Here is a 12,460-nt window from a genome sequence, read left to right on the forward strand (position 1 = left end):
CGGCGTCGTTCCGCCGGTGCGCGGCACCCCGGAGGGCCCCGTGCCCGCGGCCGCCTACCCCCGCCGCGCCGCGCCGCTCAACTCCGCGTACAGCTCCGCCCCCGACCAGCGGCGGGCCCGGCCCGGAGCGGCCGCCTCCGCCTCCCGCACCAGCTCGACGAGGCGCGCGTTCACCGGGGCGCGCACGCCGTGCCGGCGGGCCAGCGCCACGATCTCCCCCTGCAACGTGTCGACCTCCGTCGGCCGGCCCCGCTCCAGGTCCTCCCACATCGACGACCGGGCGTGCGCGTCCACCCGCAGCGACGCCGCCGCCACCCGCCGGAACACCCCGTCCGGCAGGCGCAGCACCCAGGGCGTCACCGCCGCCGGTACGGGCCCCAGCCGCGCCGGGGCCACGCCCTCCGCCCGGTACACCGCCAGCGCCTCCCGCTGGCACAGCGCCAGGCACCGCCGGTACGCCCGCGCGCCGAGCTGGTCGCGCAGCGGCAGCCCCGACAGGGCGTTGACCGCGTTGTTCAGGTTCATCAGGAGTTTCGCGTACTGGACGTGCCGCATGTCGTCGCGCGGCTCGACCTCCAGCCCGGCCCTGCGCAGCGCCGCCACCAGCGGTCCCGCGTCGGGTACGTCGTCGACCATCAACGCGCCCGCCGTGCCCTGGTGGAAGGCGGCGGGGCCGGTGCGCACCACGTTGTACGAGACCATGCCCGTCAGCACCGTGGTGCCCGCGGGCAGGGCGGACCGCAGGACCTCCGGGTTGCGCAGCCCGTTCTGGAAGCTCGCCACCACGGTGTCGGCGCCCAGGTGCGGGCCGATCGCCTCGGCGGCCTCGCGCGTCGCCCCCGACTTGACCGTGACCAGCACGTAGTCGGCGCCCGCCACGTCCGAGGCCCTACTCGACGCCCGCAGCAGCGCCGGGGCCACCCGCGCGTCCGGGCGGCCGCCGCCCGTCAGCCGCAACCCCCGCTCCCGCACGGCCTCCATGGCGGAGGGGCGTCCGACGAGCGTCACCTCGCAACCGGCGGCGAGGGAGCCGCCCAGGTGGCAGCCGACGCTCCCGGCGCCGAACACGGCGATCTTCAGTGGCATGCAGCCAGTGTGGCCCCCGCACGCACCGGCGTCGAGGTGTCTTCACGCCCCGCCCGTACCGCCTCCGCCCGTCGCCCTCCTGCCCGTCACGCCTTTGCCGTCGTACTCCGTCCGTCGCACCCCCGCCCGTCCCCCGCCTCGCCCGTCCCGCCCCTCACGCCCCGTCCGCCTCCGGCGCGGGCCGCCGGTGGGCGGGTGTCGCGGCGCGCGTGTGGATGAACAGCTCCTGCCGCCCCGGAGGGGCCGCCCGGTGCTCGGGCACCGGCAGCTCGTACCGCACCGGCCGGCGGTGGTCCGCCATCTGCCGGTCCGCGTTGTACACGCGGCCGAACTTCCACAGCATCCGCGCGAAGTTCGTCTGCCCGCGCAGCAGGTTCCGGCCCAGCACCCCCATGGCGCCCACCGCGTTGCGCAGCCCCAGGTGCTTGCGGTCGAGGACCGCCTGGGTGCGCACCAGCTCCCGGTAGAACACCTCCAGCGGCAGCTTCGTCGGGACGACCGCGTGCTGGATGTCGAACAGCCGGTAGTCCCGCGTCGTCAGCTGCCGCGCCTCCGTGTGCCAGATCTCCGTCCCCGGGTACGGCGTCATCACCGTCAGGTGCACGATCTCCGGCACGCTCAGCGCGAACTCCCGCACCACGCGGAACCGCTCCTCGTCCCACGCCGGGTCCACGATCAGGTTGATGGCCACCATGATGCCCATCCGCCGGGCCGCCTCCAGGGCCCGGAAGTTGTCGTCCGGGCTGACCCGCTTGCGGTACAGGTCCAGGCCCTCGGCGTCGATGGCCTCCATGCCCAGGAACATGTACCGCAGCCCCAGGCGCGTCCAGCGCTCGAACACCTCCGGGTTGCGCAGCAGCACGTCGCTGCGGGTCTCCAGGTAGTACCGCTTGCGGATCCGGCGGCGCTCCAGGGCGGCCGCGATGCCGTCGCCGTGCTCCGGCCTGATGAACGCCACGTCGTCGACGATGAAGACGTTCGGCTCCCGGATCGACGCCATCTCCTCGGCCGCCGCCTCCGGCGACGCCTTGCGGTAGCTGCGCCCGTAGAACGTCCACGCCGAGCAGAACGAGCAGTCCCAGGGGCAGCCGCGGGTGAACTCGATCGACGCGCACGGATCCAGCTCCCCGATGAAGTACCGGTTCCGCCTGCGCATCAGGTCGCGCGCGGGACGCGGACGGTCCAGGCTCTCCAGCAGCCGCGGCGCCGGGCCCCGGCCCTCCGCCGACACGACGCCCGGCACGGTGCCGAGACCGCCGTCGCGCGCCGCCTCCAGCAGCGGCGCCACGGCCGGCTCGCCCTCACCGCGCACGACGGCGTCCACCGCGCCCTCCGCCTGCCGCAGGACGTGCTCCGCGATGAACGACACGCTGTGCCCGCCGAAGAAGACGAAGCAGCCGGGGGACGCCTCCTTCGCGCGCTTGGCGATCTCGATCGCCTCCGGGACGTTCGCCAGGTAGTTGAGGGAGATCCCCAGCGCCTCCGGCGCGAACGACCGCAGCTCCGCGTCGAGCACGGCCGCCGGCAGGACCTGGAGGTCCACGACGCGGACCAGGTGCCCCGCGTCCCGCGCCGCGGCCGCCACCCGCTCCAGGCCCAGGGGTTCGAGTCGAAGGAAGATCTCCGAGTACATCAGGGCACTCGGGTGGACGAGGAGCACGCGCATGTGAGTCTCCAGCCGGACGGCGACGACGATCGACGACGGTCTCTTCCCTGACGGTCCGCGTACCGTCAGCACAGGGTCAGGCGCGCCTCCACACCAGGCGGACGGCGAAGTTCACCTCCGCCGTGCCCTTCGCCACGACGATGCCGCTCTCACCGCCCACCTTGAGGCCGAAGTCCACCTCCGCCTCCTCCGGTCCCAGGCGGCGGAGCATGCCGACGACCTGCGCCAGGGCGGGGTTCAGCTGGTCGAGGGCCTCCCGGAGCGACACCCGGGCCCGGGCCGCGGCCGACTCGCCGGGGAACCCCTCCGGGCCCACCGCCACCAGGTCGTCGTCGACCTCGAAGACGGCCGTACCGTCGTCCACCTCGAACGTGATCAGCTGTGTCACGGAGCCAGCCTCGCGCAGCCGCGCGGGCCCCGCACGCCGGGCCGTCCGGAGGGACCACCCGGGCGCCCCGACGGCCCTCCCGCGCCGTCCCCGGCGCGCCCACCGCGCGCGGGAACGACACGGAGCCGTACGAGAGCCGCACCCCGGCCCGGCGGCGCGGCCGCCGACCACGTGCGCCGCGTCGCCGGCCTCGCCGACGCCGGACGAGCCGACGCCCGCTGCCCCGCTCGCGTGCCGGCGACCGCCCCCGGGAGGCCGCCCGGCGCAGCGCCGCTCAGGCCGGGTCGGCCAGGGTCTGCACCCACACCGTGCCCTCCGGCCCCGGGACGGCCGCCACGCCCGTGTCCCGGTAGCGGCAGCCGAGCATGTTCTCCTGGTGGACGGAGCCGTCCATCCAGTCGTCGACGACCACCGCCGCGTCCCGGGGCCCCCGGTGCAGGTTCTCGGCCCACGCGCCGGCCTCGTACCCGGCGTCGGCCATCCGCGCGTCCGCGTGCCGGCCCTCCGGGTCGGCGTGGGCGAAGTAGCGCCGCGCCACCATGTCGCGCGCGTGGGCCCGGGCGGCCGCCGTCAGCCGGGGGTCCAGGCGCAGCGGGGCGCAACCGGCCTCGGCGCGCCGGGCGTTCACCAGCGAGGTCAGCCGCTCCGCCGTGCTCGGCGCGGCCGGCCGCGTGGCGCTCGGGGACGGTGCCGGTGCCGCGGTGGCCGAGGCGGCCGGACTCGGGGGAGGGGTGGGCGGCGCGGAGGGCGGGGGCGTACGGGACGCGGCGGGCGCCGTGGCCGGTGACGCCGGCGCGGTGGGTCCCCCCGGGGCCCGTACCTCCGGGGCGGGTGCGGGAGCGTCGGGCCCCGCCGGCCACAGCACGGCCAGCAGCACCCCGCCGGCCACCACGCCCCCGACCGCCGCGGGCACCCGCAGGCGGGCCGCACCGCCCGCCGCACCCCCCGCGTGCCGGGCGCCCTCCCGTACGGCCCCGGCCGCCCCGTCGGCCACCATCGCCGATGACGTACCGTCCGACGCCGCGCCGGGCACCGCACCGGACGCCGCGACGGTCGCCGTGCCCGCCTCCACGGCGGGCACCGCCGGGTACCCGGACAGCGGAACGACCAGCGCGAGGCCGGCCAGCAGCCCCTCGGCCGGCATCAGGTCCGTCCCGTGCCCGCCGCAGGCCCGGCAGCCGCGGACGTGCCGTGCGACGCGCTTGCGCCACACTGGGGCCGGCCGCCCGTCCCAGTCCGCCGTCAGCCGCACCAGCGCACCGCACCGGGGCTTCGCCGCCAGGGCCCGCACCACCACCCGCCCCGTCTCCAGCTGGGCCTTCATCCGCTGCACCCGCACCGCCGCGTGCCGCGCCGGGACGCCCAGCGCCTCGGCCAGCTCCGCGCGCGTGAGCCTGCCCGACGCCTCCTGCCACCACAGGGACAGCAGCGCCCGGTCGTCCTCGTCGAGCCACCGGGTCGCCTCGGCGACCTCCCGCCGCTGACCGGACAGGCCGAGCCGCAGGATCGTCAGGTCCACGAAGTCGCCCGCCGGGTCCGGCCGCTCCACCACGTGCTCCAGCGACGCGACCGGCGCCTGCCGTCGCTCGTTCCAGCGGCGGCGTATCTGGTTCATCGCTATGGCGACCAGCCAGGACCGGAACCGGGACGGCTCGCGCAGCCCGCTCAGCCCGTCCAGGGCCCGGAACATGGTGTCCTGGACCACGTCGTCCACGTCCGCGTGCCCGTCCAGGGCCCGCCCCACCACGTTGTAGACCAGCGGCAGGTAGTCCTCGACGAGCCGCTCGCGCGCCCGGCCGTCACCCGCCCGCGCCGCGCTCACCAGCTCCGGTACGTGCTCGCTGTCCCTGTGCATGCCCTGCCTCGCCCCGTCGTTCGGTACGGTCCTGTCGTCGGGGGACCCGGCTGCGCGGCCCCGACAACAGAAATCAGCCGGACCTTACGCACCCCGGCCCGCCCGCCGAAACTTTCGAACCGGCCGAGGGGCCCCACCCGCCCTTGCCGAACACGGAGCGCGGAAATTACGTTCCCCGTGAAACCGTCCAGGTCCGGGCCCCAGGCCCCCGGCTACCGGAGTCCGCATGCCCTTGAACGTCCCCGCCGGCTCGCACATCCTCTTCCAGGGCGACTCCATCACCGACGGCGGCCGCGACCGGCGGCCGCACGCCGACGTCAACGCGGCCCTCGGCCACGGCTACGTCTACCTCGTCGCCGCCCGCGCCGCGGCCAGGGCACCCGGCCACCGCTGGCGCGTCACCAACCGCGGGGTGAGCGGCGACAAGGTCGCCGAACTGGCCGCCCGCTGGCAGGCGGACGCGCTCGACCCGGCCCCCGACGTCCTGTCGGTCCTCGTCGGCGTCAACGACGCGTGGCGCGTGGTGGACGGCGAATCCTGCGACATCGACGCGGACGGCTTCCGCGCGGTGTACGACGCCCTCCTCACCCGCACCCGCCGGACGCTGCCCGCGGTGCGCGTCCTGCTGTGCGAGCCGTTCTGCCTGCCCGGCGGCCCCGACTCGGACTTCGACGAGGCCCTCGCCGCGCAGGTGCAGCTGCGGCAGAATGCGGTCGGCGAACTCGCCGCCGTCCACCGCGCGGAACTCGTCAGGCTGCAGCCCGTGTTCGACGAGGCCGCGCGGCGCGCGCCGGCGGCCCACTGGCTCCACGACGGCGTGCACCCCACCCCGGCGGGCCACCAGTTACTCGCCGACACGTGGGTCAGCGCCGTTGCAGCCGGGCCGCACGCGCGCTGATGTCCGCCAGCCTCGCGTACAGGGCCGTGCCCGGGCAGCGGGTCGCGTAGCCGTCCATGTGGCCGCCGACGACGGGCAGCACGGCCGTCGTGCCCTCCGGGAAGCGCGACTCGTCACTCGTCGAGACGAGGGTGACCGTGCCGCGCGGATCGGCCCCGTAGGGGTCCAGCTTCCAGGCGACCAGCCGCGCGATCGCGTCGAGCATCGGCTCGGGCACCCGCGCCCCCTCCGAGAACGTGCCGATCGCCGCGATGCCGACCGTCCCCTCGTTGAACCCCTTGGTGTGGGCGCCGATCACGGCACGGTCGACGCCGCCCGCCCGGCCCTCGTAGATGGTGCCGCAGGCGTCGACGAGGAAGTTGTAGCCGATGTCGTCCCAGTCCCGGGCGTAGGCGTGTCCCGCGTACAGGTCGCGCAGCGTCCCGGGGACGCTCGCGCAGTCGTACCCGTTGGGGGTGCTCGTGTGGTGGATGACGGCGGCCCGCACTGCCGGCGCGTACCGGGCGGCGGGCGCCGTCGAGACGGTCTGCGCCCGCCAGGCCGTGCGGGGCACGATCACCGGCCGCGGCCCCTGGTGGTGGGCGGCGCGCTGGGGCGCGGCGCCCTCGGGCCGGGCGGCGCCGGAGCCCCGCGGACCCGACGACGGCCCGAGGACGAGGTTCGCCGCCACGAGCGCCCCGAGGACGGCCAGCGACGTGACGGCGCGAGCCCCGCGGGTCTGCGGCAGACGCATGCTCCCCGCCTCCTCCGCGCCGAACCGCCCCGGCCGTGGTCTTCCTCCTCGTCGACACCATCGTCGCCAACGGCGCGGCGGGCCGCCCGCCGGAGTGCTCCGTACGGGACGCCCGGCTCCGGGCGGTTGTCAGTGCCGCGTCCTACGGTTTTCCCAGTGGGACCCGCGGGACAGGCCGCCGGTCCGCCCTGGGGAGGGGTCTGTCAGCCATGTCTGCTGTGTCCGCGGAGACGACGTACCTGGAGCTGTCGCAGGACGGCGGCGGTGCGCACAAGTTCTACGAGGTGACCGTCGACGGCCAGGTGGTGACGGTGCGGTACGGGCGGATCGGCGCCGCCGGCCAGACCCAGACGTCCACCTTCCCCACGGCGGAGAAGGCGCGTGCCGCCGGGGCCAGGAAGGTCGGGGAGAAGGTCCGCAAGGGGTACGCGCCGGCCGTCCCGGGCGGGCGGGCCCCGCGCGCGGTGACCCGCCGCCAGGTCGCGTCGGCCCCGTCGACGGCCCGCGCGGTCGCGCCGGTGCTGTGGCGGTTCCGGACGGGGTCGGCGGCGTTCGGCATCCACGTCGACGACGACCGCTGCTGGGTCGGCAACCAGGCGGGCGACGTCTACACGCTGGACCACGACGGCGCCGTCCTCGCCCGCTTCAGCCTGCCGGACGGCGTGAAGTGCCTGGTCGCGGACGACTTCTGGATCTACGCCGGCTGCGACGACGGCCGCGTGTACGACCTGTCGTCGAAGCTGCCGTTCGCGGCGTACGACATCGCGGCGGACGTCGACATCTTCTGGCTCGACATCCACGAGGGCGTGCTGAACGTGTCGGACCGCGCCGGCCGGCTCACCGTCATCGACCACGAGGACGAGCACCAGTGGGCCCGCCGCAGCCAGGGCGAGCACGCCTGGATGGTCCGCGCCGACGACCGGGCCGTCTACCACGGCCACCAGCGGGGCGTGACGGCGTACGCGCCCGACGGCGGCGGCGAGCTGTGGCACACGGCGACCCGCGGCGGCGTCCTGTTCGGCTGGCAGGAGGACACCGCGGTGTACGCGGGCACCGCGCACCACGTCGTGCAGCGGCTGTCCAAGGACGACGGCCGGATCGAGGCGACGTACGCCTGCGACAGCGCCGTGTACGCGTGCGCCACGTCGCCCGGCGGGCGGTTCGTCTTCGCCGGTGACGCGGCGTCCTCCGTGTACTGCTTCGACCGGGACGGCACGCGCCTGTGGAAGCTCGGCACGGGCGGCGGCTCGGCCCTGTCCATGCAGTACCGGGACGAACGGCTCTACCTGGTGACCACCGACGGCTCGCTGCTCTGCGTGGACGCGAGCGAGACGGCGATCGAGGCCGCCCAGCGCGGCACGGTCCCGGTGGCCCGCGACGTGAAGCTCGCCGCCGCCCTGCCGACGTACGCGCCGGCGACGGCCGCGGCCTCGGTGGCCTCGGTGGCGAACGCCCCGGTGGGCTCGGTCGTCGTGGAGTGCGTGCAGGAGTCCGGCCGGATGCGGGTGCACGTCGTCTCCGAGGGCTACGAGCCGTCGTGGAACGTCCAGTTCCCGCGCGCCATACGGGAGCCCGGCGCACGCTACGTGGTGGACGCGCTGCACGCCGCGGCGGGCGGCTTCTACCGGGTCCGCGGCGACATCAGGCGGCTCCTGTGACCGGGGCGGGCGGCGCGTTCGAGGCGGCCACCGGGGACGGGCCGCCGCTCCCGGACCCGACGGCCGACCCGGCGGGGGCCGGGCGGCGCGCCGCCGAGGTCCGGGTGGCGTACGAGGGGCTGCTCCAGATCCGGCGGCTCACCAACACCGCAGGCGGCGATCCCGGGGCCGTACCGGCCCCGTGGGAGCGCAACCAGCCGGTGAGGGCGGTCGCCCTGGCCCTGGAGGCGGCCGGCGTCCCGCCGTCCGCGCTGGACGCCGGGGGACGGCGCGTCAGGACCGGCTACCGCGTCGGCCCCGGCGAGCGGCCGGGGCAGGTGCGGGTGGAGTGGCTGGGGCCGCCGGGCGGCGGCGCCGCGCAGGAGGAGGACACCGCCCTGGCCGAGTGCGCCCGGGCCCTGGAGCGGCTGGGCTGGGAGGCCCTGCTGTACCGGGGGCCCCGGCGCCGGCGCCATCTGGAGGTCGAGCCGATACCCGCTCCCGGCTGACCGGGGTCCGTGATCGGCGCCGCGGACGGACCGGAGCGCCGCCGGGAGGGGCGGAGGTGCCGCCGGGAGGGCCGGCGGCCCGGCCGGACGCCCCGCCGTGCGGGGGACGACCGCCCGTGCGTGGAGCGATCGGTGGCTCAGGCGATGGACGCCGACACGATCGCGGACACCGCGAGGTTGCAGGAGGCCGTCACCCACACCGCCGGGTGCGGCTCCGGCTCCACCAGGAGCGCGCCCAGGCGGCCCGGCGTGATCAGGTCCACCACGAGGAACGCCACCGCCATCATCGCCAGGCCGAGCAGACCGAACACCGCGGTCGACACGAGGCCCTTGCCGAAGTCGTCGTACGTCGACCAGATGGAGGTGAACACGATGCCGCCGACACCGAGCAGCGCCGAACTCAGCAGCAGGGCGCCGTTGCGGTTGCGGTGCTCCCACACGAGCCGCCGGAGGTTGCCGGGGGTCAGCACGTCGATCATGACTATGCCGAGGATCAGCAGGATCAGCCCGAGTCCGCCGTAAGCGGCGGCCCGGCCGAGTCCGTTGACGATGTCGATCATTGTGAGCCGGCTCCCCGTGCAGAAGTGATCATGAGTGATCGTGGTCAAGGCGACGCAAAATGTAGCGCACCGCCGGAGGGCACCGGCCCACGCGGGCGGGGGAACGCCCGTGACCCGGATGGCCCCGCCACCCGGCGCGCGGCGCCGAATCCCGCGCACAGTGGTACGGCACGCGGAGCGCCACCCCGTCGCGCCCCGTGCCGCAGCAGCCCCGACGCCGGGAGGAACCGCATGGCGTTCGACGAGACGGCGGGTCGGGCGGCACCGCCGTCCGCGGTCGCGTACCGCCCCCGCCCGCGTCCGGCGCGGGCCGGCGGCCCCCCGCACCACCGGTCCGCCGCACCGCTCGCGCCACTCACACCGCCCATCCCGTTCACGGTGCTCGCCCCGCTCCTGGCGGGGAGGGGCCGTCCACGTCCGGGCGGGGACCCGCGGGGGCCGGAGCGGCCACCCGGGCACCGCGTCCGCTGACCCGCCCGCGCCGCCCGTCCGCCCGCGCCGCCGACCGACGAAAGGCCCAGCCCCCATGAGCAGCACGACCGACCGCCGCCCGCTGTCGTTCCTCGTCCTGACCGGCTCCCGGCGAACCGACTCGTTCAACACGAAGCTCGCCCGGCTGGCCGTGGCCGCCGTCCAGGCCAACGGGGCGACGGCCTCCTTCGCCTCCGTCGGGGACTTCCCCGTGCCGGACTACGACGCCGACGCCGAGACCACCGACGGCATCCCGCCCGGAGCCGAGCGCTTCCGGGAACGGCTCCACGAGGTGGACGCGCTGATCATCGCGTCACCCGAGTACAACGCCTCGGTGCCCGGCGTCCTGAAGAACCTCATCGACTGGACGTCGCGGTTCCGCCCGCAGCCCTTCAACGAGTTGCAGGTGCTGCTCCTGTCGGCGTCCCCGTCGATGGTCGGCGGCAACCGCGGCCTGTGGGCCCTGCGCGTCCCGCTGGAACACCTCGGCACCCGCGTCTACCCCGACATGTTCTCCCTGGCCGCCGCCCACACGCAGCTCGACGACGAGGGGCGGTTCACGGACGGGACGCTCCGGGAGCGGTTCGAGGCGAACATCGTCAACTTCATGAACCTCGTGGAGGCCGCCACGCACTACCCGTGCGTCAAGAAGGCCTGGGTGGAGTACCTCGGCGAACGCCCGGACCCGGCGGTCGACCGCGTCCAGGCGGAGACCGGTCAGGGGCCCGCCCGGTGACCGGGGTTTGTGGACCGTCGCGGCGGTCACCCGGACGGCACGACCGACGTGTGTCGAGACGGTCCGCGAGGGACCGGAGGGAGATGCCATGACTTCGGTGGCCGACTACGTACTGGAGCGGGTGCGCGGATGGGGCGTCGACCGCGTCTACGGGTACCCCGGCGACGGGATCAACGGCCTGCTCGGCGCCTTCGGCCGGGCCGCGGAGGGGCCGGAGTTCATCCAGGCGCGGCACGAGGAGGCCGCCGCGTTCATGGCGTGCGGACACGCCAAGTTCACCGGTGAGGTGGGCTGTTGCGTCGCCACCTCCGGGCCCGGCGCGATCCACCTGCTCAACGGCCTGTACGACGCCAAGCTCGACCACCAGCCCGTCGTCGCGATCGTCGGCCAGCAGCGGCGCCTGAGCCTCGGCTCGTCCTACCAGCAGGAGATCGCCCTCGAACAGGTCTTCGCCGACGTGTCCGAGTACTGCCAGGTGATCACGCACCCGGGGCAGGCGCGGCACGTCGTGGACCGGGCGTTCAAGACCGCCCTCACCACCCGCTCCGTCGCCACGGTCATCATCCCGGCGGACGTCCAGGAGGAGGAGGCCGTCCCCTCGCCCCCCAAGCAGCACGGCTCCGTCTACTCCAGCATCGGCTGGAGCCGCCCGCGGGTCCTGCCCGACGAGACCGAACTCCGCAAGGCCGCCGACATCCTCAACGAGGGCGCCAAGGTGGCCATGATCATCGGTCAGGGCGCCGCACACGCCGAGGCCGAGGTCACCGAGGTCGCCGAACTCCTCGGCGCGGGCGTCGCCAAGGCCCTCCTCGGCCGCGAGGTCCTCCCCGACGACCTGCCGTTCGTCACCGGCCCCATCGGCCTGCTCGGCAGCAAGGCCAGCGACGACATGATCCGCGGCTGCGACACGCTGTTCATGGTCGGCACCTCCTTCCCGTACGCCGAGTGGCTCCCCGACGAGGGCCAGGCCCGCGGCGTCGAGATCGACATCGACGGCCGCATGATCGGCATGCGCTACCCCATGGACGCCCACCTCGTCGGCGACGCCGGCGAGACGCTCAGGGCGCTGATCCCCCTGCTGCAGCGCAAGAAGGACCGCTCCTGGCGCAAGAAGATCGAGAAGGACGTCAAGGAGTGGCACCGCGTCCTCGACCGGCGCGCCCACCAGAGCTTCGACGGGAAGGTCAACCCGCAGAGCGTCGTCGCCGAACTGTCGCCGCGCCTTCCCGACCGCTGCATCCTCACCGCGGACTCCGGGTCGGCCACCAACTGGTGGGCCCGCCACCTGAAGCTCCGCAAGGGCATGCACGCCTCGCTGTCGGGCACGCTCGCGACGATGGGCCCCGCCACCCCGTACGCCATCGCCGCCCGCTTCGCCCACCCCGACCGGCCGGTGATCGCCTTCATCGGGGACGGCGCGTTCCAGATGAACGGCATGAACGAGATGATCACCGTGAAGAGGTACGGCGACCGGCTCGCGGGCGGCCCCCCGCTGATCTTCTGCGTCTTCAACAACCAGGACCTCAACCAGGTCACCTGGGAGCAGCGCGCCCTCTCCGGCGACCCCAAGTTCCCCGGTTCCCAGGACATCCCGGACGTGCCCTACGCGCGGTACGCCGAACTCCTCGGGCTCAAGGGCGTCTACTGCGACGACCCGAAGAAGGTCGGTGCGGCCTGGGAGGAGGCCCTGCGCAGCGACCTCCCCGTCGTCCTCGAGTTCAAGGTCGACGCCGACATCGCCCCCATCCCGCCGCACATCGTGCTGGACCAGGGGGTGAAGGCCGCGAAGGCCGCCGTCCGGGACCCCGACGGCGTCGGCATCGTCACCCGCGGTGTCCGCCAGAAGCTCACCGACCTCGCCGGTCACCTGACGGGAGGTCGCGGCTCCGCCTGACGGGCCCCGAGCGCCTCCTCCCGACGG

General features: G+C 75.1%; 11 protein-coding genes. 5 read left to right on the forward strand and 6 right to left on the reverse strand.

Annotation, left to right across the window (positions count from 1 at the left end):
• Window positions 1–54: 54 nt before the first annotated feature.
• The 4 genes from IE106_RS21155 to IE106_RS21170 all read right to left on the reverse strand — a co-directional run bounded on the left by IE106_RS21155 (window position 55) and on the right by IE106_RS21170 (window position 4,995).
• Complete coding sequence (locus IE106_RS21155; RefSeq protein WP_189536391.1) at window positions 55–1,086, reverse strand: 2-dehydropantoate 2-reductase; 1,032 nt, start codon at window positions 1,084–1,086, stop codon at window positions 55–57.
• A gap of 154 nt (window positions 1,087–1,240) precedes the next feature.
• Entirely contained in the window at window positions 1,241–2,752 is a 1,512-nt protein-coding gene (gene hpnR / locus IE106_RS21160; protein WP_189536393.1) for a hopanoid C-3 methylase HpnR, read from the reverse strand.
• 76 nt (window positions 2,753–2,828) lie between these two features.
• Window positions 2,829–3,140, reverse strand: coding sequence for a CU044_2847 family protein (locus IE106_RS21165; RefSeq protein WP_189536395.1), 312 nt, complete (start codon window positions 3,138–3,140; stop codon window positions 2,829–2,831).
• Window positions 3,141–3,414: 274 nt separating this feature from the next.
• On the reverse strand, window positions 3,415–4,995 hold the full coding sequence (locus tag IE106_RS21170; protein WP_189536397.1) for a sigma-70 family RNA polymerase sigma factor: 1,581 nt from the start codon (window positions 4,993–4,995) through the stop codon (window positions 3,415–3,417).
• A gap of 226 nt (window positions 4,996–5,221) precedes the next feature.
• Here IE106_RS21170 and IE106_RS21175 point away from each other — a divergent pair, with 226 nt between their 5' ends.
• Window positions 5,222–5,893: an SGNH/GDSL hydrolase family protein gene (locus IE106_RS21175; RefSeq protein ID WP_189536398.1), complete on the forward strand. Its 672-nt coding sequence runs from the start codon at window positions 5,222–5,224 to the stop codon at window positions 5,891–5,893.
• Here IE106_RS21175 and IE106_RS21180 read toward each other — a convergent pair.
• Window positions 5,859–6,626 (reverse strand): peptidoglycan recognition protein family protein, encoded by a 768-nt coding sequence (locus IE106_RS21180; protein ID WP_189536401.1) that lies wholly within the window; start codon window positions 6,624–6,626, stop codon window positions 5,859–5,861. The two genes, IE106_RS21175 and IE106_RS21180, sit on opposite strands and share 35 nt — an antisense overlap.
• 209 nt (window positions 6,627–6,835) lie before the next feature.
• On the opposite strand from IE106_RS21180, the gene IE106_RS21185 reads away from it, so the two are divergent.
• Together IE106_RS21185 and IE106_RS21190 are read left to right on the forward strand one after the other, a co-directional pair.
• Entirely contained in the window at window positions 6,836–8,284 is a 1,449-nt protein-coding gene (locus IE106_RS21185) for a WGR domain-containing protein (RefSeq protein ID WP_189536403.1), read from the forward strand.
• Window positions 8,281–8,772 (forward strand): hypothetical protein, encoded by a 492-nt coding sequence (locus IE106_RS21190; protein ID WP_189536405.1) that lies wholly within the window; start codon window positions 8,281–8,283, stop codon window positions 8,770–8,772. Before IE106_RS21185 ends, IE106_RS21190 begins: the two co-directional genes overlap by 4 nt.
• Window positions 8,773–8,909: 137 nt before the next feature.
• On the opposite strand, the gene IE106_RS21195 is transcribed toward IE106_RS21190, so the two are convergent.
• Window positions 8,910–9,332, reverse strand: coding sequence for a DUF350 domain-containing protein (locus IE106_RS21195; RefSeq protein ID WP_189536570.1), 423 nt, complete (start codon window positions 9,330–9,332; stop codon window positions 8,910–8,912).
• Window positions 9,333–9,858: 526 nt separating this feature from the next.
• Here IE106_RS21195 and IE106_RS21200 point away from each other — a divergent pair.
• Entirely contained in the window at window positions 9,859–10,539 is a 681-nt protein-coding gene (locus tag IE106_RS21200) for an NADPH-dependent FMN reductase (protein ID WP_189536407.1), read from the forward strand.
• 88 nt (window positions 10,540–10,627) lie between these two features.
• Window positions 10,628–12,433: a thiamine pyrophosphate-requiring protein gene (locus IE106_RS21205; RefSeq protein WP_189536409.1), complete on the forward strand. Its 1,806-nt coding sequence runs from the start codon at window positions 10,628–10,630 to the stop codon at window positions 12,431–12,433.
• Window positions 12,434–12,460: the final 27 nt, after the last annotated feature.

The organism is Streptomyces roseolilacinus (assembly GCF_014649335.1).
Taxonomy (GTDB): Bacteria; Actinomycetota; Actinomycetes; order Streptomycetales; family Streptomycetaceae; genus Streptomyces; species Streptomyces roseolilacinus.

Coding starts and splice junctions, on each gene's coding strand:
- IE106_RS21200 (WP_189536407.1), top strand. CDS start 9,859: ATGAGCAGCACGACCGACCGCCGCCCGCTGTCGTTCCTCGTCCTGACC.
- IE106_RS21155 (WP_189536391.1), bottom strand. CDS start 1,086: ATGCCACTGAAGATCGCCGTGTTCGGCGCCGGGAGCGTCGGCTGCCAC.
- IE106_RS21175 (WP_189536398.1), top strand. CDS start 5,222: ATGCCCTTGAACGTCCCCGCCGGCTCGCACATCCTCTTCCAGGGCGAC.
- IE106_RS21180 (WP_189536401.1), bottom strand. CDS start 6,626: ATGCGTCTGCCGCAGACCCGCGGGGCTCGCGCCGTCACGTCGCTGGCC.
- IE106_RS21185 (WP_189536403.1), top strand. CDS start 6,836: ATGTCTGCTGTGTCCGCGGAGACGACGTACCTGGAGCTGTCGCAGGAC.
- IE106_RS21205 (WP_189536409.1), top strand. CDS start 10,628: ATGACTTCGGTGGCCGACTACGTACTGGAGCGGGTGCGCGGATGGGGC.
- IE106_RS21170 (WP_189536397.1), bottom strand. CDS start 4,995: ATGCACAGGGACAGCGAGCACGTACCGGAGCTGGTGAGCGCGGCGCGG.
- hpnR (WP_189536393.1), bottom strand. CDS start 2,752: ATGCGCGTGCTCCTCGTCCACCCGAGTGCCCTGATGTACTCGGAGATC.
- IE106_RS21195 (WP_189536570.1), bottom strand. CDS start 9,332: ATGATCGACATCGTCAACGGACTCGGCCGGGCCGCCGCTTACGGCGGA.